Consider the following 23103-nt stretch of genomic DNA (forward strand, 5'->3'; position numbering starts at 1 on the left):
AATCTTATGGCTGAAGCGTTCTGGGACGATGACGCTTTCCGGCGGTACTTCAAAGGCTTCGGCGCACTCGATCGCGCAACGTCCGAAGCTGAGCGAGTGAGCGCTTTGGCGCCTATTTTCCACAAGCAATTGGAAGTGGATTACTGTCCGGAAGGCGTCGTCGATGTCATCGAATCCGACGGCGAAATCGTTGGTGCTGCGTGCTGGTCCCGCCCCTGGGAGGGCGCCTGGTTTGATTTCCGGAGCTACATTGACCAGTACGGCGCACATTGTTTCCGCATGGCTCGCCGTGATGCCTACTCACTCAAATTCCACCCAGCGGATCCTCACTGGTACTTGTACACCTTGGCGGTTTCCCCCAAGGCCCAAGGCCAAGGAATTGGTTCCAAGCTCCTGCAACACGGTTTGAGCCGGGCGGACGAGACCGGACACGCCACTTACTTGGAAGCGACGACACAAGGATCTCAGCGCCTCTACGAACGATTTGGATTCGTCGTGAAAAGCGAAATCCCCACCCGTGACCCGTGGGTCAACGAAGTGGGGATGGTTCGAGCCTGCAGCTAATTAGTGCTGCTCATTAGGATCGTTGTCCGCGTCTTCCTTGGTCTTGTGTACGGTGCCTGGCTTGTGGTCAGGTGCTGCGTAAATTGAGTAGACCTTGAGCGGTTCGGTGCCTTCATTGACCACGTTGTGCCACTTGCCGGCAGGAACGAAGATTGCCCAGTCATCCTCGACAACCTGATCGATGTCCAGGTTGTTTTCGTCCTTGCCGATCATCACGTGGCCCTTGCCGGCCTCGATACGGAGGAACTGGTCATGGTCGTCGTGAACCTCAGCGCCGATCTCGCCACCAGCTGGAATGCTCATCACAGTCATCTGGAGGTACTCGCCGGTCCACAGGGTGTCGCGGAAGTTTTCGTTGTCCTTCGTGGCCTTTTCAATGTCCAGCACGTATGGGTGCGGGCCGTGGTCCTTCAACAAATCAGACATTCTTTGCTCCTTTGCTTTTCGACGGCTGTGCTACCTATCAGCCTAACGAAAAATTCGGGTTAGTGCTAGAACGGGTGTTCTAATGTCTAGTTGATGGCCTGATCAAACGCACTCAAGATTTCCTCCGCCGCCAAGGTTGGGGTAATTTCCCCATGCCTCAGCTGCGCCTCCACCTTTTCGCGAACAGAAACGACATTCAGGTTGGTGTTCAGACGCTGCAGGATGGTTTCGTGCACCATCGACCACATCCAGCCCACTTGCTGTTCGCGACGGCGCTCCTCGAACTGCCCAGACTCGCGCATCACCTTGTTGTGCTCCAGGATGTGGCCCCAGAACTCGTCGATGCCTTCATCCTCAACCGCAGACATCGTCATTGTCGGTGGATGCCACAGCTCGTTCTCGGAGCGCACCATCCGCATTGCGGCTGCAAGTTCGCGGGCAGCGCGCTTGGCTGGCTTCAGGTTCGGGCCGTCGGCCTTGTTGATGGCCACGATCTCCGCCATCTCGAGCACGCCCTTCTTGATGCCCTGCAGCTGGTCACCAGCGCCAGCCAGGGCCAGGAAACAGAACACGTCCACCATCTGCGATACCGCGACCTCGGACTGCCCCACGCCCACCGTCTCCACGATGATCACGTCATAGCCAGCAGCTTCAAAGACCACCATGGATTCGCGAGTCGCCTTCGCCACACCACCAAGCGTGCCCGCCGACGGAGATGGTCGAATAAAAGCATTGTTCTCTGCAGACAGCTTTGCCATGCGTGTCTTATCACCCAAAATCGAGCCACGAGTCTTGGTTGACGACGGGTCAATCGCCAGCACGGCAACACGATGCCCCTTCTCAATGAGCATCATGCCCAGCGATTCAATCGTGGTGGACTTTCCTACTCCCGGCACGCCGGTGAGACCAACTCGGAGGGCCTTGCCCGAGTGTGGCAACAACTTAACCAGGAGCTCCTGAGCAAGGACTCGGTGTGCCGGCGCAGTGGACTCGAGGAGCGTCACAGCGCGGGCGATGGTGGTGCGGTCCCCTGCCAGCACGCCCTCATAAAGCTTCTCGACGTCAATGCGTTGCCGCGCACGCTTGACCACCTCCGGAGCAACAGCAGTCTGAGCACCCAGATCGGTGCCGGCGGTGGTTGTGAGGGAGCCGAGCGAATGCTCGAGGAAGTCATGTCCCATGGTGGAAGCACTCCTGTGGTCGTCGAGAAGCGGATAAAGCACAGCGGCGCACAAGCTGCGAGGAGCCCGTACGCCGCTGGCGTGGTTGAAACTAGACCTCGAGGTCGAAGCCGAGGTTTGCCGACAGCTTGGTCAGCATGTCAATTGCGGACTCCGCAATGACCGTTCCTGGAGGGTAGATCGCGGCAGCGCCCATGTCGTACAGCTCCTGGAAGTCTCCAGGAGGGATGACGCCACCGACGATGATCATGATGTCCTCGCGGCCAAGCTTGGCCAACTCCTCCTTCAGCGCAGGCACCAGGGTCAGGTGGCCGGCGGCGAGGGAGGACACGCCCACGACGTGGACGTCAGCGTCGACAGCGCTGCGAGCTGCCTCCGCAGGGGTCTGGAACAGAGGTCCGACGTCCACGTCCATGCCGAGGTCGGCGTAGGCGGATGCGACGACCTTTTGGCCACGGTCGTGACCATCCTGGCCCATCTTCGCGATGAAGATACGAGGACGACGGCCCTCTTCCTTCTCGAAAGCGTCGGCCATAGCGATGGCCTTGGCAACGTTAGACACGGTGCCTTCCTTTCCGACCTCGTCCTTGTAGACGCCGGACAGGGTCTTGATCTCAGCCTCGTGGCGGCCGAAGACCTTCTCCAAAGCCATGGAGATTTCGCCAACGGTAGCCTTGGCGCGCGCACAGTCAACCGCGAGCTTGAGCAGGTTGGACTCCAGGTCGCCTGCCTCACGTTCTTCGGTGGCAGCCGCTGCGGTCAGAGCATCAAGGGTGCGCTGAACCTCAGCCTCGTCGCGCTCAGCGCGCAGTCGCTCCAGCTTCTCCAGCTGCTCGGCACGAACCTTGGAGTTCTCAACCTTGAGAACCTCAATCGCTTCGTCTTCCTCCACGATGTACTTGTTCACGCCGATGAGCGCTTGGCGGCCAGAGTCAATACGTGCCTGGGTACGAGCTGCAGACTCCTCAATGCGCAGCTTCGGAATGCCCTGGATCGTAGCCTGAGCCATACCGCCAGCAGCTTCGACCTCTTCGATGTGCTTGCGGGCACGGTTGGCCAGCTCGTTGGTCAGCCACTCAATGTAGTAGGAACCAGCCCATGGGTCGACAGGGCGCACCGTGCCAGACTCCTGCTGCAGCAGCAGCTGGGTGTTACGAGCAATACGTGCGGAGAAGTCGGTAGGCAGAGCCAGTGCCTCATCCAGCGCGTTGGTGTGGAGCGACTGGGTGTGGCCCTGGGTCGCAGCCATAGCTTCGATCGCGGTACGGGACACGTTGTTGAAGACGTCCTGTGCGGTCAGCGACCAACCAGAGGTTTGGGAGTGGGTACGCAGCGACTGGGACTTCGGGTTCTTCGGATCGAACTTACCCACCAGCTCGCTCCACAGGAGACGACCAGCACGCAGCTTCGCAATCTCCATGAAGGTATTCATGGAAATGCCCCAGAAGAAGGACAGACGAGGTGCGAACTTGTCAACGTCCAGGCCAACGTCCAGGCCGGCGCGAATGTACTCGATGCCGTCGGCAAGCGTGTAGGCGAGCTCGAGGTCGGCGGTCGCGCCAGCTTCCTGGATGTGGTAGCCGGAGATGGAAATGGAGTTCCAACGAGGCATTTTCAGCGAGGTGTACTCGAAGATGTTCGAGATGATGCGCATCGAAGGCTTCGGTGGGTAAATGTAGGTGTTACGGACCATGAACTCCTTGAGAATGTCGTTCTGAATGGTTCCGGCGAGCTGCTCAGGGGCAACGCCCTGCTCCTCTGCTGCCACAATGTACAGCGCGAGGATCGGCAGCACAGCGCCGTTCATGGTCATGGACACGGACACGCTGCTGAGGTCAATGCCCTCGAACAGTTGGCGCATGTCCAGGATGGAGTCGATGGCGACACCTGCCATACCGACGTCACCGACAACGCGCTCGTTATCGGAGTCGTAACCACGGTGGGTTGCCAGGTCAAATGCGACCGACAGGCCCTTCTGACCAGCGGCAAGGTTGCGACGGTAGAAGGCGTTGGACTCAGCAGCCGTCGAGAAGCCAGCGTACTGGCGAATCGTCCATGGCTGGTTGGTGTACATGGTCGGGTAAGGACCACGCATGAATGGTGCGATACCTGGGAAGGAATCGAGCGGGTGGCCCGCCTCAGCTGCAGCATCACGGTCAGCGCGGGTGTAGACGCGCTTGACATCGATGCCCTCTGGGGTTGCCCACACCTGATCCGCGGTGGACGCAGCTGGCGCGTCAGTCTTGGCTGCTGCGTCGGCGGTGCGTGGAACTTCAGCGAAATTCGGGATAGTAGTCATGTTTCCTTACGCTCCCAGCTTGGTCAGCAGGTCGGACAGGGTCGACGCCGCATTGATCTTCATGTTGACGTATCCGTCCGGCTTGTCAGCGGCGTCAGCGAAGGACTTCTCTGCGCCGGCGAGCAGGATGGTGCCTGCGCCCGCTTCGCGCAGGGCCTTCACGACGTCAGCGCCAGTTGCCTCGTACTCCTGGTCGGTACCGCAAATCACCACGATGTCAGCTGCCTTGGCGGCAGCAATGAATTCGTCGGTGCCTGGCGTGACCTGGCCAGGGTTCACGGACTCAATGCCACCGGAAGCCAGCAGGTTGGCGGTGAAACCAGTGCGAACGTTGTGCTTGGCCAGCGGGCCGATTGGAATCAGGCCGATCAGCGGGCGCTTGCCGTTGGCTTCAAGGAAAGCATCGGAGCGGTTGCGCAGCGCTTCGAACTCGGCAGCCCAACGGCGAATGTTCTCAGCCTCGACACGCTGCTCAGCTGGCAACGCCTTTTCACCGAGGTTAGGGAACTCGTTGACACCGGTAACCTTCTTGATGCGGTGAGCGACATCAGAGCGCATCTTCTCGAAGGAAGCGTCCAGTTCCTTCTGCAGGTCAGCGCTCTCAACACCACCGGCAGCCTCAACTGCGGTGAACGCAGCCCATGCCTTCTCCGCGAGCTGCTCAGTCAGCGACTCAACGAAGAACGAGCCACCCGCTGGGTCGACCACGTAGCCGAGGTGAGACTCTTCCAGCAGCAACAGGTTCGTGTTGCGAGCAATGCGGGATGCAAACACGCGGGACGTGCCTTGCAGGCCACCCTTGATTGCGTTGTCGAATGGCAGCACCTCAACGTCGGTTGCGCCACCCACACCAGCTGCGAAAGCTGCAACAGTAACGCGAAGCATGTTGACCCATGGGTCACGCTGCGAGAACATCACTGGCGCGGTCAGTGCGTGCTGCGGTGCAAGTCCAGCTTCCGGTGCGCCGAGTACCTCGGCGACGCGAGCCCACAGAGTACGAGCAGCACGGAACTTTGCGATCTGAGCAAACTGATCATCAGTTGCGGCAAAGCGGAAAGCGATCTGGCCGAGCGCCTGCTCAGTGGTGAGGCCGGCAGCGACGAGTGCGCGGACGTAGGCAACACCGGTGGCGAGTGCGAAGCCAACTTCCTGAGCGTCGGTCGCGCCCTGGTTGGAGAAGGCTACCGCGTCGACAAGCAGGGTGCGGACGCTGCCGGACCACGCTGCATTATCGACGGCCACAGCCACGGCATCCGCAAGCTCGATGTCCTTGCTGGTCAGTGGTGACATGGAAATCTCGAAGCGGGCCTTATTGGCGACGCCAGCGGATTCTGCCAGCTTCTTCAGCTCGTCGCTGGCTTCCTTGGCAGCTCCGGCTGCGATCACACGGATCTCGATGTGCTCGAGCAGTACGCCCTGCAAGACGGTGGCGAGGTCAGAAACCTGCAGGCCAGCAGTCAGATCGACGACGATGACCGAAGTGCCGTTGTTAATAGCGTGGAGGATTGCCTTGTTCGTTGCTGCAGCATCGCCAGCGGTGCCAGAGAGCTCGCCACCGAAGGTTTCGGTAACGCCCCATCCGATGCGCTCGGCATCAGAGGCTACGCCGCCGCGAGTGAAAGGAAATACGCCAGGCGCAGAGACTTCTGCCAGCTCATCTGCGCGGGTGTAGAGCGGATTGACATCGATGCCCTCGTAGGTGGTGTGGATGAGTCGAGTCCACACGTCCATTGGAACATCCGCGATGTCCTTCTTTTGCACACGTGCAAACACCTTGGCAACTGCCTTGTACCAATCCTGCTGATTATCAGCAAAATCAGCTGGCAGCGAGGTGTTTACCGCGTCAGACTGTACATCAGTCACTACGGACCTTCTCCCCTTGTGCTTGAACCCGAAGCCGAAACCAATTCGCGGAACGGGTCGCCATTAGTTCACATTAAATGTCACTATGAACCATATTGGTCGCAATCTGGCTCACAATTACACTTCAAGTGTAGCTAGGACCGCGCTAGACCGGGCGACTTTGTTGATTCACTCCCCTCCCATAGCCAAATTCGCAGCCAGCAGGAACATATCGGAGGGGGATACACTACACCCGCACTAACGGGGACTAGCGTAAGTTTCGTGCAGACACTCATCCGTAAGAGATGGCGTGAGTTGGCCTTCGTCGCCTTTCTCGCCGTCGGGCTGATCCTCGCGACCACCGTCGATGTGCCGACGCTTGACCAGCTACGGCGGTGGAACGCGGCGTTGGGGCCGATGAGTGTTGTCGCATTTTCTATGCTTTACATCCTGGTGACCCAATTCCCTATTCCGCGTACCGCGCTCACTGTTTCATCAGGGGTGCTGTTTGGCCCGGTAGTTGGTGTGATGGTTGCACTCCTTTCGACGACGGTGGCCGCAACGGTATCGATAACTATGTTGCGGGCACTCTTGGGCGTCGACCAAGACGATCCACTGGCTGGCGATAGTTTGGTCAAGCGTTGGGCGCGCAGCCAAGGGCGGCACAAGTCGCTCGCCAAAATCACCGAGAGGTTGGAGCACCGTGGTTGGCTATCGGTCTTCTGTTTGCGCCTGATTCCGGGACTGCCGTTTTCGGTACTCAATTACGCCTGTGTGGTCACGCCAGTTCGGCGCCGAGACTTCGTCATCGCCACCTTCTTTGGCTCTGCGCCTTCGACGATCATTGGCGTTTTGCTCGGTGATTCCTTAACGTCCGGCAATGGGCAGGGAGCCCTCGTGCTGTTGGGCTGCCTTGGAGTGCTGGGACTCATTGGGATCGGGGTAGATCTATTGCTGCCAGTCAAGGCTAAAGCGTAGACTTTAGGGTATGTTTGCGATTCATGCCCGGTATCGAGGTCGCGCTGTACGTCGCGCAGAATTGGTTGCGCGATCTGCCGAAGCGCTCTCTACCTTGGAAGGTGTCGGCACCTTCGATGTCATCGGTGTTGAGGATATCTGTGCTGTCATCGACACACCCGAGGCAGTCGCCGATACCACCATGGCATTGCTCTCTGCTGGGGAATGGGCCGTGGGCATCGGCATCATCCCAGCAACGGTGAAAGCGGGCGATGAACAAGTAAAGAAGCTCGCCGGCAGTGCCTTAGGCTCTCGGGCGCGCATTGGAACCGTCAAAGTGAAGGTGAAGGCCCAACGGGGCGCAAAAGAAGTGGCTGATCGCTGGGGAATGGACATCGCATCCTGCTTCCTGCTGCTCGCGACAGTTTTGAGCAAGCGCAGTGCGGAAGGCCGAGAGGCTACCTCATACATGCGACGTGGCTATAACCAAAATGAAGCCGCCGAGGAGCTGGGCATCACCAAGCAGGCGATGTCACAGCGCCTACAGGCGGCTGGGTGGCATGCTGAAACTGCCGGCTGGCAGCTAGCGGTCAATCTCCTTGCTAGGGCTGCTGAGGGAACTGCGGAATAGCGTTTAGCTCACCGTTGCCAGTTACTGGCGGAGCCGGTGGCGATGGCGGTGTAGCTGGCAATTCCGGATCAACCGGCTTATTCGCTACGGCATTCGCTGCAGCAACTGCGGCCGCGATTTCAGGATCTGAATCAGTGTTGAACCACTCTTCGGTATCGTCCTGAGAAGCCATGTCCTTGGTCTCCTCAGAGACAGCAGGTGGCTCATAACGGAAGATGCCTTCATCGTCTTTCTTGGCCATGGCCTTGGCGAACTGCTCCAATGAGTCTCCAAACTGGCTCGGAATGATCCAGGTCTTGTTCGCAGATCCTTGTGCCATTTTCGGCAACTTGTCCAGGTATTGGTAAGCCAAAACCTCAGGGGTAAGCTGCGCAGCCTTGATTGCAGCGTTGACCTTTTGGATGGAGCGCGCTTCACCCTGTGCCTTGAGGTACTTGGCGGCACGCTCACCTTCCGCTCGCAGGATCATCGCCTGACGCTCGGCTTCGGCGGCCAAAATCATGGCGTGCTTTTCGCCCTCGGCAGCCAGGATTTTCGCCTGCTTCTCGCCTTCCGCGGTCTTGATGTCGGCCTCACGTTGGCCTTCAGCTGCGAGAATCGTCGCACGCTTCTCGCGGTCAGCCTTCATCTGCTTTTCCATCGACTGCTGGATCGATGGCGGTGGATCAATGGCTTTAAGCTCAACGCGGGAAATGCGCAGGCCCCACTTCGTAGTGGCTGCATCAAGCTCGCCACGCAGTCGCCGGTTGATGACCTCGCGAGAGGTCAGGGTTTCTTCCAGCGTCATGCCACCTACGACGTCGCGAAGCGTTGCGGTAGAGATCTGTTCGACGCCCACAATGTAGTTGTCAACGCCGTAAATAGCGCGCGCAGGATCGTTGATCTGGAAAGTCACCACTGTATCGATGGCAACGGTGAGGTTGTCTTGCGTGATCACTGCTTGTGGTGGGAATGAAACGACTCGCTCACGCGTATCGACCTTGGCACGGACGCGGTCAATAAACGGCACCAGCAAAGTAATGCCACCTGAGACAGTGCGCGTGTAGCGACCCAGCCGTTCAATGACGGCTGCCTCTCCCTGCGGGATCAACGCGATCGATTTGACCAGCACAATCACCACAAAGAGCAAAATGACGGCAAGGGCAATTATCCCCGGCATCTACAGCTCCTTCCACACGACGGCGGTTGCGCCATCGATCTTGACTACATTGACTGACTCCCCTACTTCAAAGGAGACGGTGGGATCTATGCTGCGTGCCGACCAAATGGACCCATCGAGCCGGACCTGGCCGTCAGTGCCGGTCACTCGCTCAAGCACTTGGGCGTTCGTGCCCTCCAGCGCTTTCACCGAGGTATCTAGCACTGGAGCGGACTTAAGGTGCTTGTTGAGGTACGGCTTGAGGAAGACCAACAACAGGAGGGCAGATATCGCGAAGCACACCACTTCGGCCCAGACTGGGACGTCGAAAAGCGCGACCCCAGCCGTTGTCAGAGCGGCCCCGGCGAGCATGAGCATGGTGAACTCGCCAGCAAGCAACTCAGCGGTGGCTAGTAGCAGCGCGACAATAAACCAGACAAGGGAACCCACACCCACCAACCTACCTAATTACCTGCGGTGACGGCTTCTTATCGAAAATCTTCTTTAGTTAGTTCCGGGACCGTCACCCAGTCCACAAGCTTTTCGACGGCACCGATCAGTGTCGGATCGAGGTCTCGGAAGCTTTCGACTGCGTTGTAGACGCGATTCCAGCCCTCTTTCGGGTCGGACCAGCCCAGCCGATTGCAGATGCCTGTCTTCCAGTCCTCACCGTAAGGAACCTCCGGCCAGGCCCGCATACCGAGCTTTTGAGGCTTGACGGCAGCCCAAATATCGATGAATGGGTGGCCGGTGACCAAGACATGAGGTCCTACCTCTGCAACCAGTCGTGTTTCCTTGGAGCCCTCAACCAGGTGGTCAGCGAGAACTCCCACGCGACGGCCAGGGCCTGGCTGGAATTCTGCGAGGCGCTCCGGAAGGTTGTCGAGGCCTTCCAAGTACTCGACGACAACACCTTCGACGCGTAGGTCGTGACCCCAGACCTTTTCTACGATCGCTGCGTCATGGATACCTTCGACCCAAATGCGCGATGGTGCAGCTACCTTAGCTTCTACATTCGCGACTCGTACGGAGCCGGATTTGGATCGAGCAGGCTGCTGTTTAGGCACGTATCGGGTTAGAGTAACCCGCTGACCCTCAACCAGGAAACCACCGTTCATCAGCTTAAATAGTCGCTTGACTCCGTGTCGATCCTCCAAGGAGACAAAGTCACCGTCGTAGGTTCGCTCAAATCCAACGACGGCGCCGACGAAAGAATCGCCAAGTACTTCAACTACCAGGCCTGGCTCGGCAGGAACTGTCGGGTAGACGGGCTTTTTGGTGCGGGAATGACCAGAGAAAATATCGCCTGCGTATGGATCACTCATGGGTGTACAGCCTATCGGGTAGCCTTGACGAATTATGGATCACCGCGCGCATGTGTACTCCCCGCTCCAAAATATTGCCGTCTGGTTCGCAGCTTGGCTGCATGGCCAGATATCCGCAGATGAGTGCATCGACGCTCTTGATGAGCTGGGTGGGCGAACGTATTTGATCGGTACTGACCCGGATGAACCCGCAGCACAATTGGAGCTGTTGAAGCTTGTGAGGCGTCTGGGGGAAGCTCACCTTGCCAGCACGGACCCGGTTGTGCGTCTGGTGCTTTCAGGCCCAGGTGAAGCCATTGGCTTGCGCGCGGGCTCGGAGAGTTATCGCGCGGCGCAAGCTGCAGGACACGGCGCTCTGGTATTTCCTGGTGAGTCTACTTTCAGCCACCACGTGTTAGTTCCAGTCCATTGGCGCGATGGCGTCATGGGGTTCCAGCATTTTGAAGAGCATGAGGCTGCCCCTGCGCCAGCCTATCTTTCGCCGGGCGAAGCCGACTTGCTCCTTGCGGATGCTACCCGCGCTGCAGCCGACTTTATTTCCAGCAGCAGCGTTCGTCAGGCTGACCTACACAATCCGCGCCTCACGGTGGGAACATTGTCGGATTTCTACGACACCCCGGGCCTGCCGTTCTGCACACCACCACGAGCAGCAAAGCTGTTTGCACGCGCCGACCGGGTCGCCGCCATCATCGAAACCGTGGGGACTCATGTCGGCGGCGCATCTTTCGACCCTCATGTGCTGCCGCTCATGCGTCACGTCAGGTTAGCGCGAATGTCGGGCGTCGCCTATGCAGCTGCCGAACTGGCTCGCCTTAACGACGGGCCAAGCAGCACCTACTAGTGGCGTCGCCGCGCTGGGACGCAGCAGTTTTCGGCGCAAGGAGCGCCGTTGATGGTGCAACCGCGGACTGGCACAGATCCGAGTGAGCGGGCTTCGGTGTTCCCGGCGTGTTCGGCCAGGAGCTCCACCAGCATTTGGGTGAATTCAGCGGTAGGTCCAACGGTAGCTGCGCGAACAACCGTCATGCCCAATTCTTCAGCTGCGTTCATCAATTCAGTGTCGAGGTCCCACACCACCTCGATGTGGTCAGAAATGAACCCGACTGGGTAAACAACCAGCTTCTTAATACCCATGGCCGAGAGAGCTTCAGCGTGGTCGACAATATCCGGTTCGAGCCACGGGATATGAGGTGCACCTGATCGTGACTGCCAAACGAGGTCGTAGTCACTTACTCCTAGTTCAGCAGCGATCAGCTGAGAGGCCTCGGCAACCTGACGAGAGTACAGCGCGCCATCCTCTGGTGTTCCGGCGGCTTCGTCGGCAGCAATTGGGATGGAATGCGCGGTGAAGACTAGACGGGCATCGTCGCCCACGGTGGTGAAGGCCTCACGAATATGTTTGGCGCTTGTTTGGATGAACAACGGGTGGTCGAAGAACTGCCGTAACTTGGTGAATGTAATGTCCGGCAGACCTTGCTCAGCCAGATGATCTCGGATCACCTGAATGTCTTCATCGTATTGGCGACAGCCGGAGTATCCGCCCCACGCTGACGTCGAAAAGACCGCCACATTGGTGTGGCCAGCCTTCGCAATTTCCTCGGCAGCTTCGGTTCCGAAAGGATGCCAGTTGCGGTTACCGAAATAGATGGGCAGGTCAGGGATCGCGGACTGAAGATTCGCAATGATCTCACGGTTGAGGCCGTTGAGTGGGCTGATGCCGTCGAAGTTGTAGTAGTGTTCCGAGACTTCGTCGAGACGCTCTGGTGGGATTCCACGGCCTCTCGTGACGTTTTCCATGAATGGGCGGACGTCTGCAACGCCTTCAGGCCCACCAAACGACAGCACCAGAAGTGCGTCGAAAGGCAGGCCTGAGAGCAGATCCTTCGTAGATGTCATGAGGATCAGGTTAGCGCACCCTCAACTAGATCAGGCGCACCGCATAAGGGCTCATGCCGCTCCATCGAACCGGATTTATCGAAACGACGGAGCCGGACTGTGGTGCCTCAATCATCATGCCGTCACCCAAGTAGATCGCGACGTGGTACTCAGCATTAGGGCCGTAGAAGATCAGGTCACCGCGCTGCATTTCGCTGGTCGGAATTTGGGTGCCACGCTGGTACTGGTAGCCGGTGTAGTGTGGCAGCTCAATTCCCACGCCTGCGAATGCGTAAAGCGTCAAGCCAGAGCAGTCGAAACCGATCTTGTTGTAGTCGCCGTAGGAGTCAGCGACGCCACCGTCCCGGATGCCTCGGGTTGGGCCATTGGCATCGCCACCGCCCCATGCGTATGGCAATCCGAGCTGAGACTCTGCGCGAGCGATGACGGTCTCGATCATCTCAGCGCGGCTGCCAGATGCGGCTGGTGTCGATGGCTTGGAGACGCTAGGCGCCGGGCTAGCTCCGGTGTCACCGCCGAGGTTCAAATAGTCGTCTTCACCGAAGACACCACCAGGTGCTGTCTGTGTGGCAGGCTCCTGAGCCTCCGAAGCCTGGGCAGCTGCGAGGGAGGCAGCTGCTGCTGCAGCGGCTGCGATGGCAGCCTGTTCCTTGCTAACAGTTTCGGATTCCTCACGCTGCTTCGCCTCGGCCTCTGCCTGCGCTGCAGCAGCAGCTTCAGCAGCCTGCTTAGCCTTCAGTTCAGCTTCGGCACGGCGCGCTTCTTCAGCAGCCTGAGCTTGAGCACGGGCTTCTGCCTCAGCTTGGGCCTTTGCGCGTGCCTCTTCTTCAGCCTTGGCCTTTGCAGCAGCAGCCTCGGCGGCAGCCTTTTCGGCGGCTTTACGCTCCTCCTCTGCCTTGACGAAGTCCTGGTACTCCTTGCGCTGCTTGTCTAGCGTGCCCTGGTTTGCCTTGGCCGCCTCGAGGCGTGCCTTAGCCAGATTGCGCTCTTCGACGAGCTTCTTGTGCTCACCATTGCGCTCGTTGAGCAGCGCAGTGTTGGTGTCCAGTGCAGACTTTGCGTTCTGCTCTGCTGTCTCGGCTTCTTTCTCGCGCTGCTCGGCAATAATCTGCTTTTCACGGAGAACTGATTCCTTGTTGGCGGCTTCAGTGCGAAGTCGATCCAGCTCTTCAATAGCTGCGCGCTGTTTGGCTGCATTTTGACGCAAGTAGGTCTGGCGGGCCAAAGCATCTTCGGTATTGGCGGTGCCGGCGGCACCTGCAACAGCACTATTTCCAGATCCGCGACGGTAGGCCGACCGGGATACTTCGTCGAGTGTGGCTTGTGCCTTCTCGATGTCTTCCTGGGTCTTGTTCAGATCCTCGCGCGCAGCGTTAGCTTCATCGCGGGCCTTCGTTGCTTCTTCTCGAGCGCTCTGAAGGTCGACCATAGCCTTATTGACGGCTTCGCGGAGACCGCCCATCTCGTTTTCGAGCTTGGCTACCTCCGCCTCTTTTGCAGACAGGCTAGTTGCCAGGCGTGCGACGTCATCGTTGCCTGTTGCCACTGCGTTCTGCGCCGCGGTGATCTCCGCGTCGGACGGGTTCGGTGGAGGCGTCGGTTGAGCGACGGCGACGCCACTGCCGAGAGAGGCGCAGCACGCCGCTGCTGCCAGCCAGGACTTTGCTGCATGCGTGTGTGCTGGCGATGCCTGATGTGATGCCACGAGAAACTCCATTCCACCACCGCCGAAACACTGGTTGCTTCGACAGCGCGTTGGCGATGATGACCGAACCTACTGCTGTAGCAGCCCACAAGATCGCCAGGAGTCAACCTTCACAACTTGATAACCGCGCAATGCTTCCCCACATCAGCGATTGTTGCTTGTGTTAACCCATGGACTCAAAAGAACTCATGAGCTGACAACTCAAAACAATAGGCTACAAACGCCCAAAAGGAATACTCTCGACCCATTAGTCACACAAGTAAAGGCTAGCCCCATGACTTTCATTTTGGGGCTAGCCTGCGAAAACATTGCGAAATGATTACATATGTGAAATATGTCACATTTTAGGTTGGGCAGCGTGTCGTTACCGGGCGGAATTTCGTGATTGCTTTGCGGTGGAGTGGATAAGTTCTAGTTTGCAGACTTGACTTTCCAGGCAAAATAGACGGAAACAAGCACCGCGACCGCAACTACCAACGCAATAACGACATTGATGATTGCCCACGGATAAGTCTGATGGTTCAGTGTGTCGATAAAAGTACGAGCAGCCGGCGCGATGTTTGGGTCTCCCAGGAACTCATACTGGGCCGACTCGATAGCAGCTCGCGAGTAATCGCGGCTCACAATAGCTCCCGAGATCGGTGCCCGCACGATGACTGTGTCAAAGTCAGTCGTATTGAGCAATTCCTGAGCAACATCCCGAGTAGTGGCCACACCTGCCGGGGTGTGATCAAGGATGACAAAGGCAGTTCGCCCGAAGCCCGTCTCGACTCCGTGCCTGCTAACGTCGATCAGCTCCTGCTCGAGCCCTGGGTAGTCCTGTCCCACTGTTCCAATGGCTACGGCATCGACGTTGATTTGGTCGCGGAGCGAGTTGACGTCGATGTTTTCTACAGTCATCGGCTTAGGGGCCTTCCTTGCATGATGGTCGGGATGTCGGAGAGTTTAGCGTCACATTCGCCCTGCTTGTCGACGGCGCGCCTGAAGCTCATTCGGAAACCACGTACCCTGGTAGATGGACAGGCATATAGGGAGTTTCTGACTTTGTTTTGGCTCCCCCATTGGGGGCATGTTCGCGTCGTTACTCCCAACAGAACGCCCGTACTGTTAAGCTGTCTGCAAGCGATGTTTTAGGACCTCTCGTTTACTCACCCATAAACATAGGAAGTGGAGCTGACTGTGACGCAAAGCAAGAACTCCTTCAATGCCAAGAGCACCCTTCAGGTTGGCGACAAGTCTTACGACTACTTCGCTCTGAACGCTGTGCCAGGCATGGAGAAACTGCCATACTCCCTGAAGGTTCTCGGCGAGAACCTCCTGCGCACCGAAGATGGCGCAAACATCACCACCGAACACATCAACGCTATTGCTAACTGGGATGCCTCTGCAGAGCCAAGCATCGAGATCCAGTTCACCCCAGCACGCGTTCTGATGCAGGACTTCACCGGTGTTCCTTGTGTCGTTGACCTCGCTACCATGCGCGAAGCTGTCAAGACTCTCGGCGGCGACCCAGACAAGGTCAACCCACTGAACCCAGCTGAGATGGTCATTGACCACTCCGTCATTGTCGAGGCATTCGCCTCCAAGGACGCGCTGAAGACCAACGTTGACATTGAATACGAGCGCAACGAAGAGCGCTACAAGTTCCTGCGTTGGGGCTCCAAGGCCTTCTCCAACTTCCGCGTTGTTCCTCCAGGAACCGGCATCGTCCACCAGGTGAACATCGAGAACCTCGCTCGCGTTGTCTTCGACAACGAGGGCCTGGCTTACCCAGACACCTGTATCGGTACTGACTCCCACACCACCATGGAAAACGGCCTGGGCATCCTGGGCTGGGGTGTCGGCGGCATCGAGGCTGAGGCCGCAATGCTCGGCCAGCCAGTGTCCATGCTCATCCCTCGCGTCGTCGGCTTCAAGCTGACCGGCGAGATCCCAGTAGGCGTCACCGCTACCGACGTCGTTCTGACCATCACCCAGATGCTCCGCGAGCACGGCGTTGTTCAGAAGTTTGTCGAGTTCTACGGCAACGGTGTTAAGTCCATCCCACTGGCAAACCGTGCCACCATCGGCAACATGTCCCCTGAGTTCGGCTCCACCTGTGCGATCTTCCCGATCGACGAGGAGACCGTCAAGTACATGCACCTCACCGGCCGTTCCGAAGAGCAGTGCGCACTGGTCGAGGCATACGCCAAGGCTCAGGGCATGTGGCTGGAGAAGGACGCTCCAGAGGCTACCTACTCCGAGTACCTCGAGCTCGACCTGTCCACCGTTGTTCCTTCCATCGCTGGCCCTAAGCGCCCACAGGACCGCATCCTGCTGTCCGAGGCAAAGGAGCAGTTCCGCAAGGATCTGGCCAACTACACCTCCGACGAAGTCTGCACCGACGAGTCCCTGCCTGCAAAGCGCATGGAGGCTGAAGGTGAAGCTATGGAGGAGACCTCCGCACAGGTCACCGACCTCAACGTTTCCCAGGCTGGCAACGGCGAGTCCGCTGCAATCGGCCGCGTTGGTCGCCCATCCAACCCAATCACCGTGACCTCCCCTAAGGGCGGCGAGTACACCCTCGACCACGGCATGGTTGCGATCGCTTCCATCACCTCTTGCACCAACACCTCTAACCCATCCGTGATGATCGGCGCAGGCCTCATCGCCCGCAAGGCTGCTGAAAAGGGCCTGAAGGCAAAGCCATGGGTTAAGACCATCTGTGCACCTGGTTCCCAGGTTGTCGACGGCTACTACAAGCGCGCCGACCTCTGGAAGGACCTGGAGGCCATGGGCTTCTACCTCTCCGGCTTCGGCTGCACCACCTGTATCGGTAACTCCGGCCCACTGCCAGACGAGGTTTCCAAGGCAATCAACGCCAACGACCTCGCAGCTACCGCAGTTCTCTCCGGTAACCGTAACTTCGAAGGCCGCATCTCCCCTGACGTAAAGATGAACTACCTGGCTTCGCCAATCATGGTCATCGCTTACGCCATCGCCGGCACCATGGACTTCGACTTCGAGACCCAGGCCCTCGGCCAGGATCAGAATGGCAACGACGTCTTCCTGAAGGACATCTGGCCATCCACCGAAGAGATCGAAGCAACCATCGAGCAGGCAATCTCTCGCGAGCTCTACGAAGCTGACTACGCTGACGTCTTCAAGGGCGACGAGCAGTGGCAGAACCTCCCAACCCCAGAGGGCAAGACCTTCGAGTGGGATGAGAAGTCCACCTACATCCGCAAGGCCCCTTACTTCGACGGCATGGAGCTCGAGCCAGCTCCTGTCAAGGACATCAAGGGCGCACGCGTTCTGGCTAAGCTGGGCGACTCGGTCACCACCGACCACATCTCCCCTGCTTCCTCCATCAAGCCAGGCACCCCAGCTGCTCAGTACCTGGACGCCAATGGCGTTGAGCGCAAGGACTACAACTCCCTCGGTTCCCGTCGTGGTAACCACGAGGTCATGATGCGTGGTACCTTCGCCAACATCCGCCTCCAGAACCAGCTGGTTGACATCGCTGGTGGCTACACCCGCGACTTCACCAAGGGTGGCGAGCAGGCCTTCATCTTCGACGCTTGCCAGAACTACAAGGAAGCCGGCATCCCGCTGGTCGTCCTTGCTGGTAAGGAGTACGGCACCGGTTCTTCCCGTGACTGGGCTGCTAAGGGCACCAACCTGCTCGGCGTGAAGGCTGTTATCACCGAGTCCTTCGAGCGTATCCACCGTTCCAACCTGATCGGCATGGGCGTTATCCCTCTCCAGTTCCCAGCTGGCGAGTCCCACGTTTCCCTGGGCCTGGACGGCACCGAAGTCTTCGACATCGAAGGCATCGAGGAGCTCAACAACGGTGTGACCCCTAAGACGGTTCACGTCACCGCTACCAAGGAGTCCGGCGACAAGGTCGAGTTCGACGCTGTCGTCCGTATCGACACCCCGGGTGAGGCTGACTACTACCGCAACGGTGGCATCCTGCAGTACGTGCTGCGCAACATGATCAAGGGCTAATCCCCTTTCGATCACTTAACTGGGGCTGTGTTCGTTTTCGCTGCGCGCGAAGGCGCGCGGCCCCAGTTTCTTTTCAATACTTTTGACCGCGAAGGAGCGCGAATGCCCAAGGTGAGCAGCGCAGCTTTGAACGAGCGTCGCCACGAAATCTTGGAGGGCGCCCGCAAGTGCTTTGCCGAGCATGGCTACGAGGGCGCCACCGTGCGCCTTTTGGAAGAAGCCACCGGTAAGTCCCGAGGCGCCATTTTCCATCACTTCGCGGACAAAGAGTCTCTGTTCCTGGAGATCGGCCGAGAAGACGCCTTGCGCATGGCCGAGACAGTGGCCCAAAACGGCTTGGTACAGGTAATGAGGGACATGCTCGCAGACCCCGATCGGTACGAGTGGCTATCCACCCGCCTTGAGATCACGCGACTCCTCCGGACTGACGCCGCCTTCCGCGCGCGGTGGCAGGAGCAACAGGCCGTGCTTGACGACGCCATCCGGCGCCGCCTTCAGGCCAATGCTGACGCCGGCACGATGCGCACGGATGTCGACCCAGAAGTTCTCTATCTCTTCCTGGAGACTATGTTTGACGGTCTCACCGCAAAACTGGCCTCAGGTGAAGATACCGAAGCCTTTTCTCCCGTGCTCGACCTTGTGGAAGCCTCCGTTCGTCGCAAAGACGTGAAAAAGGCCCTCTGACCGCTTATATCAACTAGACTAAGCGGTATGTTTAAGTTTCTGTTGGTCTCAGCACGCTCCGGTGAAGATATTCTGGCGTCGGAGTACCGTGACTTCCTCATGGCCACAAAGCTGAATCGCAGCCAACTGGATCACGTCGTCCTTGATTCGTTTACAGCACGACTGCCAGACGTGTCCGGTTACCAGGGCATCTTTATCGGTGGTAGCCCTTTTAACATCTCCGATGCACACTACAGTGACGTGCAGGTTTACGTTCACCAGCAGCTACTCAGCCTGTTGGACCGCAGCATTCCGAAGATGTTTGTCTGTTTCGGCTCGAGCCTGCTAAGTCATAGCCTGGGCGGAAGCGTTAGCCGTGCGTATGCAGAAGATGCGGGTCCAACGATCGTCGAACTCACTGGAGCAGGGCGCACCGATCCCCTGCTACGAGGACTGCCGCAGCGTTTCGAGGCGTTGACGGGCCATACGGAAAACGTCGAAAAGCTGCCAGCCAAAGCCACGTTGCTTGCTACCGGCCCCACCTGCCCTGCGCAGATGTACCGGCTGCCGGGTGAAACGTGGGCCTGCCAGTTCCACGCGGAAATGGATCCCCTGGGCATGGAAAATAGGATGCGTTTCTACCTTGACTATGGCTATTTTGATCCGGGCGAATTCGACCGGATCGTCGAACGGATCCACCGGATGGATACACGCTACGCCAATCGGATTTTGGCGAACTTTGTGGCCTATTGCGCTGCGAAGTCGTCCAAGTGAGAGGCTGCGAATCGGTAGTACTCGGAGTATTCGAGTAGCTGCGCTGCTTCCTCATCGACGATGACGGTGGCATGGTTGTGCAACTGCAGCACCGATGCCGGGCAGAATGCGGAGACCGGGCCTTCTACCAGTGCCTTCACCGCCTGTGCCTTGTGCGCGCCGGTGGCAAGCAGCAGCACGTGCTTTGCTCGGGAAATCGTGCCGAGCCCCTGCGTGAGAACGTGTACCGGAACCTGCGACTCGTCGCCGTCAAAGAAACGCGCATTGTCTGCGATGGTCTTGGGGTGCAGCGTCTCGACGCGCGTCAGAGACTGCAAAGACGTGGCAGGCTCATTGAAACCGATGTGGCCGTTTGCGCCAACGCCAACGAGCTGACAGTCAACTCCACCAGCTGCGGTGATGGCGGCGTCGTAGCGTGCTGCCTCGGCATGAACGTCGTCGGCCATTCCGTTTGGGCTGTGCACGGCAGCATCATCAATGTCGATGTGATGAGTGAAGTTGTCGCGAATGAAGCGGTGATAGCTCTGTTCGTGCTCAGGCGGAAGGCCGATGTACTCATCCAACAAGAACGACGAACAATCCTTGAAGCTCAGTTCCTTAGCCTGGAACCTGCAGATAAGTTCGCGATACGTTGGCAGCGGAGTAGACCCGGTGGCCAAACCTAGGACCGCACCGCGCGTCGCGTAGTTGCCCAAAATGTCGGCCGCAAGCTTTGCGACGCCTTCGGCAGATTCCTTAATGAAGATATCCATGACCGCTCCATAAATAGCCAATTGAGTTTTTGTTGTGACCTTCTCATTTTGGCAGGAGCGGCATTGGACCGGTGGCACTACCCCCGCTTGCGTCCAAAAATTGCGTAGGACAGTGGGCCAACAAAGTTGACGAAGCTTAAGGCGAACCACATCCACTTGGACCCGCGCGTCTTTTCCTTCGGGGTGTGGTAGATGAAGTGCCAGGCCACGAGCTTTTCGAGGACCTCGTAGATGCCCATGCCGATGATCCAATTCTTGGCAGATTGGTCCAGGTCAGACCATTGGAGCTTCGTCATACCGTCGCGGTCAATGCGATTGATGTCGATTTTCATACCGTCCACTCTAGCCCCGGTCCTATGTGGGCGGCCGCAGCGCTAAAATAATATGCATGTATGCGATTATCTCTGTTACCGGTCCAGACCATTCCGGCATTATTGCAGCCGTAGCCACCGAGCTAGCTGCGCTCGACGTCAACATTGAGAACGTCTCCCAGACCATTATGGAGGGTTACTTCACCATGATCCTCCACGTCGCTTTTGACGATGCAAAGCTTGACATCACCACGCTGCAGGAGCGGATGTCTGCTGTCGGCGCAAAGGAAAACCTAGCAATCCGCGTTCAGTCGGAAGCACTGTTTACCGCAACGAACGATATCTAGGAGGCTGCTATGAGTTTTGCACAACGTAGCCAAGCTATCTGGGACACCATCGAAATGATCGAGCAGTACCGGCTCGATATTCGTACCGTGACGATGGGCATCAGCCTCCTGGACTGCGTGCGTGGCACCATGGAAGAAACCTGCCAGGCCGTCTACGACCGCCTCACCACGCAGGCTAAGGACCTGGTATCCACCGTGGAAGGTATCGAGCGCGAGCTGGGCATTCCAATCGTTAACAAGCGCATCTCGGTCACCCCGATTGCTCTTCTCGCGGCTTCTGTCGAGGGAAATCCAGTTGAGCTCGCAAAGGCGCTTGACCGTGCGGCAATGGAGACCGGTGTCAACTTTATCGGTGGCTTCTCCGCTCTGGTGGAAAAGGGCATGTCCTCTGGCGATCGTCGCCTGATTGAGGCTATCCCAGAAGCGCTCACCGTTACCGAGCATGTCTGCTCCTCTGTCAATGTCGGTACCTCCCGCGCTGGTCTCAACATGGATGCTGTTGCAACCATGGGTCAGGTCATCAAGGACGCCGCTGCCCTGACCAAGGATCGCAGCGCCATCGCCTGCGCCAAGCTGGTGGTCTTCGCTAATTCCGTCGGCGATAACCCGTTCATGGCCGGTGCTTTCCACGGCATTGAAGAGCCAGACTGCGTCGTCTCCGTTGGCGTGTCCGGTCCGGGTGTTGTTGCCCGCGCGCTCGAGCGCATGCCTGCCGACGCTTCCCTGAACGAGATTGCAGAGGAAATCAAGAAGGCTGCCTTCAAGATCACCCGCGCTGGCCAGCTCGTCGGCAACATGGCGTCCGAGCGGCTGGGTGTCCCATTCGGCATTGTCGATCTCTCCCTCGCCCCAACCGCTGAGGTTGGCGACTCCGTGGCTAACATTCTCGAAGCGATGGGGCTGGACCAGGTCGGCACCCACGGCACCACCGCTGCGCTCGCCTTGCTCAACGACGCCGTGAAGAAGGGTGGCATGATGGCCTGCTCACGTGTCGGTGGCCTTTCCGGCTCCTTCATTCCGGTCTCCGAGGACAAGGGCATGATCGACGCAGTTCGTGCTGGTTCGATCTCCATCGACAAGCTCGAGGCAATGACCGCCATCTGCTCCGTCGGCCTTGACATGGTGGCAATCCCTGGCGATACCTCCGCCGAACTCATCGCCGGCATGATCGCCGACGAATCCGCCATCGGCATCATGAACCATAAGACCACCGCAGTCCGCGTTATCCCAGTTCCAGGCACCCAGCCTGGCGACGAGGTGAACTTCGGCGGCCTACTTGGCTACGCACCAGTAATTCCGGTCAACATGGTGGGCAACGCCCAGTTCATCCAGCGTGGTGGCTATATTCCAGCGCCGGTGCATGGGTTTAGGAACTGAATTTCCTTTCTTCGCTGTTTGAGCCATCGTGTCTTACTGCTGTCTAGACCTGTTCTCGCTATTACCAATGGTTTCCGATAACATAAATTTAGGTTAACTTGAGGTTAAAGGAGAGTGGGTGCGTCAGAAGCGTAAACACCTGCGTTGGTTCGACATTGGGGCGGTCACCGCACTGCTTTTCGGAGCGCCGATCGCCTCCTCCACTTTGACGCTTTTAAGTGGAGAGGCGACCCCATATGTAGAGTTTAGTTCGGACAATAACGTCCAGGCCTTGGTGCAACAAGGCGTCATGCTTGCAGCTAGTATGGGCTACCTTGCCCTGCGCAGATTCGATTTCGCGCAGTGGAAGCTGACCCCAACCTGGCGCGGTAGCCTCCAGGGGGCAGGGATTTTTCTAGCCCTTGGAGCGATGTTCGACATCTACTACACGGTGCTACAGCAATTCGTTGATTTCGTTGGCGAGGACGCCGCCTCCTCACCTGTTACAGCAAGTTTGTTGGGCTACTCGGCCCTCAACTCTGTTTACGAGGAGCTTTTCTTTTTAGGTGTTTGCCTGTGCGTTGCCACGCGTTATCGAGTACGCGCTTTGTGGTACTCAATTGCGGTGAGGACGAGCTTCCACACCTATATGGGCTTGCCTACCGCAGCAGGTATTGGTCTCGGCGCAGGTTTGTTCTACTACGCTGCGTATACGCGTCTCGGTACTCTTTACCCGCTGATCGTCGCACATGCGCTCGCGGATGTGTTCGGTTCCAGCTTGCTTGGTCTCTTCTACAGGTAACATGTTAGGCGCTCATCAACGCTCATATTGTGTTGTGCCCTAGCTGGGCCTGGAAAACCAAGCACGCTTGTCTGTCGCACGATTCCCGTACTTATCTGATCGAAACAGCTTTTAACGATCGTATCTACTACTGATCATTTGGGG

At 58.1% G+C, this 23103-nt stretch carries 22 protein-coding genes; 10 read left to right on the forward strand and 12 right to left on the reverse strand.

Annotated elements, in window-relative coordinates; genetic code table 11:
• Positions 1 to 6: 6 nt before the first annotated feature.
• Positions 7 to 564: a GNAT family N-acetyltransferase gene (locus WG939_RS00575; RefSeq protein WP_339981539.1), complete on the forward strand. Its 558-nt coding sequence runs from the start codon at positions 7 to 9 to the stop codon at positions 562 to 564.
• On the opposite strand, the gene WG939_RS00580 is transcribed toward WG939_RS00575, so the two are convergent.
• From WG939_RS00580 to WG939_RS00595, 4 genes are all read right to left on the reverse strand, one after another.
• Positions 565 to 990: a cupin domain-containing protein gene (locus WG939_RS00580; RefSeq protein WP_339981540.1), complete on the reverse strand. Its 426-nt coding sequence runs from the start codon at positions 988 to 990 to the stop codon at positions 565 to 567.
• Positions 991 to 1076: 86 nt separating this feature from the next.
• Entirely contained in the window at positions 1077 to 2171 is a 1095-nt protein-coding gene (gene meaB / locus WG939_RS00585; RefSeq protein WP_339981541.1) for a methylmalonyl Co-A mutase-associated GTPase MeaB, read from the reverse strand.
• 91 nt (positions 2172 to 2262) lie between these two features.
• A complete protein-coding gene (gene scpA, locus WG939_RS00590; RefSeq protein WP_339981543.1) occupies positions 2263 to 4470 on the reverse strand; it encodes a methylmalonyl-CoA mutase in 2208 nt (735 codons plus the stop codon).
• A gap of 6 nt (positions 4471 to 4476) precedes the next feature.
• Complete coding sequence (locus WG939_RS00595) at positions 4477 to 6333, reverse strand: methylmalonyl-CoA mutase family protein (protein ID WP_339981544.1); 1857 nt, start codon at positions 6331 to 6333, stop codon at positions 4477 to 4479.
• Positions 6334 to 6594: 261 nt separating this feature from the next.
• Here WG939_RS00595 and WG939_RS00600 point away from each other — a divergent pair, with 261 nt between their 5' ends.
• Together WG939_RS00600 and WG939_RS00605 are read left to right on the forward strand one after the other, a co-directional pair.
• Positions 6595 to 7290 carry a TVP38/TMEM64 family protein gene (locus WG939_RS00600; RefSeq protein WP_339981546.1) on the forward strand — a complete coding sequence of 232 codons (696 nt, stop codon included), beginning with the start codon at positions 6595 to 6597 and terminating at the stop codon, positions 7288 to 7290.
• 10 nt (positions 7291 to 7300) lie between these two features.
• A complete protein-coding gene (locus WG939_RS00605) occupies positions 7301 to 7900 on the forward strand; it encodes a MarR family transcriptional regulator (RefSeq protein ID WP_339981547.1) in 600 nt (199 codons plus the stop codon).
• On the opposite strand, the gene WG939_RS00610 is transcribed toward WG939_RS00605, so the two are convergent.
• From WG939_RS00610 to WG939_RS00620, 3 genes are read right to left on the reverse strand one after another with little or no spacing between them, the layout of a single operon-like run.
• The gene (locus WG939_RS00610) at positions 7872 to 9059 is read right to left on the reverse strand and encodes an SPFH domain-containing protein (RefSeq protein ID WP_339981548.1); all 1188 of its coding nucleotides are present in this window, start codon (positions 9057 to 9059) and stop codon (positions 7872 to 7874) included. The two genes, WG939_RS00605 and WG939_RS00610, sit on opposite strands and share 29 nt — an antisense overlap.
• Positions 9060 to 9488, reverse strand: a complete 429-nt coding sequence (locus WG939_RS00615) for an NfeD family protein (protein WP_339981549.1) — start codon at positions 9486 to 9488, stop codon at positions 9060 to 9062.
• Positions 9489 to 9526: 38 nt separating this feature from the next.
• Positions 9527 to 10363 carry a DUF3097 domain-containing protein gene (locus WG939_RS00620; protein ID WP_339981551.1) on the reverse strand — a complete coding sequence of 279 codons (837 nt, stop codon included), beginning with the start codon at positions 10361 to 10363 and terminating at the stop codon, positions 9527 to 9529.
• Between the two features lie 52 nt (positions 10364 to 10415).
• On the opposite strand from WG939_RS00620, the gene WG939_RS00625 reads away from it, so the two are divergent.
• The gene (locus WG939_RS00625) at positions 10416 to 11204 is read left to right on the forward strand and encodes a hypothetical protein (protein ID WP_339981552.1); all 789 of its coding nucleotides are present in this window, start codon (positions 10416 to 10418) and stop codon (positions 11202 to 11204) included.
• On the opposite strand, the gene WG939_RS00630 is transcribed toward WG939_RS00625, so the two are convergent.
• From WG939_RS00630 to WG939_RS00640, 3 genes are all read right to left on the reverse strand, one after another.
• Positions 11201 to 12259: a ferrochelatase gene (locus WG939_RS00630; RefSeq protein WP_339981553.1), complete on the reverse strand. Its 1059-nt coding sequence runs from the start codon at positions 12257 to 12259 to the stop codon at positions 11201 to 11203. The genes WG939_RS00625 and WG939_RS00630 overlap by 4 nt on opposite strands.
• A 25-nt stretch (positions 12260 to 12284) precedes the next feature.
• On the reverse strand, positions 12285 to 13976 hold the full coding sequence (locus WG939_RS00635) for a DIP1281 family NlpC/P60 protein (protein ID WP_445227842.1): 1692 nt from the start codon (positions 13974 to 13976) through the stop codon (positions 12285 to 12287).
• Between the two features lie 399 nt (positions 13977 to 14375).
• Positions 14376 to 14864 (reverse strand): Rv1476 family membrane protein, encoded by a 489-nt coding sequence (locus WG939_RS00640; RefSeq protein WP_339981557.1) that lies wholly within the window; start codon positions 14862 to 14864, stop codon positions 14376 to 14378.
• Positions 14865 to 15143: 279 nt separating this feature from the next.
• On the opposite strand from WG939_RS00640, the gene can reads away from it, so the two are divergent.
• The 3 genes from can (at position 15144) to WG939_RS00655 (ending at position 19391) form a co-directional block, all read left to right on the forward strand.
• Positions 15144 to 17954, forward strand: coding sequence for an aconitate hydratase (gene can / locus WG939_RS00645; protein ID WP_339981559.1), 2811 nt, complete (start codon positions 15144 to 15146; stop codon positions 17952 to 17954).
• A gap of 102 nt (positions 17955 to 18056) precedes the next feature.
• Positions 18057 to 18638, forward strand: a complete 582-nt coding sequence (locus tag WG939_RS00650) for a TetR/AcrR family transcriptional regulator (protein ID WP_339981561.1) — start codon at positions 18057 to 18059, stop codon at positions 18636 to 18638.
• 27 nt (positions 18639 to 18665) lie between these two features.
• Positions 18666 to 19391 (forward strand): glutamine amidotransferase, encoded by a 726-nt coding sequence (locus WG939_RS00655; protein ID WP_339981563.1) that lies wholly within the window; start codon positions 18666 to 18668, stop codon positions 19389 to 19391.
• On the opposite strand, the gene nagB is transcribed toward WG939_RS00655, so the two are convergent.
• Entirely contained in the window at positions 19364 to 20143 is a 780-nt protein-coding gene (nagB, locus tag WG939_RS00660; RefSeq protein WP_339981565.1) for a glucosamine-6-phosphate deaminase, read from the reverse strand. The two genes, WG939_RS00655 and nagB, sit on opposite strands and share 28 nt — an antisense overlap.
• 77 nt (positions 20144 to 20220) lie before the next feature.
• On the reverse strand, positions 20221 to 20475 hold the full coding sequence (locus WG939_RS00665) for a PLDc N-terminal domain-containing protein (RefSeq protein ID WP_339981567.1): 255 nt from the start codon (positions 20473 to 20475) through the stop codon (positions 20221 to 20223).
• Between the two features lie 56 nt (positions 20476 to 20531).
• On the opposite strand from WG939_RS00665, the gene WG939_RS00670 reads away from it, so the two are divergent.
• The 3 genes from WG939_RS00670 to WG939_RS00680 all read left to right on the forward strand — a co-directional run bounded on the left by WG939_RS00670 (position 20532) and on the right by WG939_RS00680 (position 22959).
• The gene (locus WG939_RS00670) at positions 20532 to 20801 is read left to right on the forward strand and encodes an ACT domain-containing protein (RefSeq protein WP_339981569.1); all 270 of its coding nucleotides are present in this window, start codon (positions 20532 to 20534) and stop codon (positions 20799 to 20801) included.
• Between the two features lie 9 nt (positions 20802 to 20810).
• Positions 20811 to 22178: a PFL family protein gene (locus WG939_RS00675; RefSeq protein WP_339981570.1), complete on the forward strand. Its 1368-nt coding sequence runs from the start codon at positions 20811 to 20813 to the stop codon at positions 22176 to 22178.
• Between the two features lie 118 nt (positions 22179 to 22296).
• Positions 22297 to 22959: a CPBP family intramembrane glutamic endopeptidase gene (locus WG939_RS00680; RefSeq protein WP_339981571.1), complete on the forward strand. Its 663-nt coding sequence runs from the start codon at positions 22297 to 22299 to the stop codon at positions 22957 to 22959.
• Positions 22960 to 23103: the final 144 nt, after the last annotated feature.

The organism is Corynebacterium sp. H130 (genome assembly GCF_037572395.1).
Taxonomy (GTDB): Bacteria; Actinomycetota; Actinomycetes; order Mycobacteriales; family Mycobacteriaceae; genus Corynebacterium.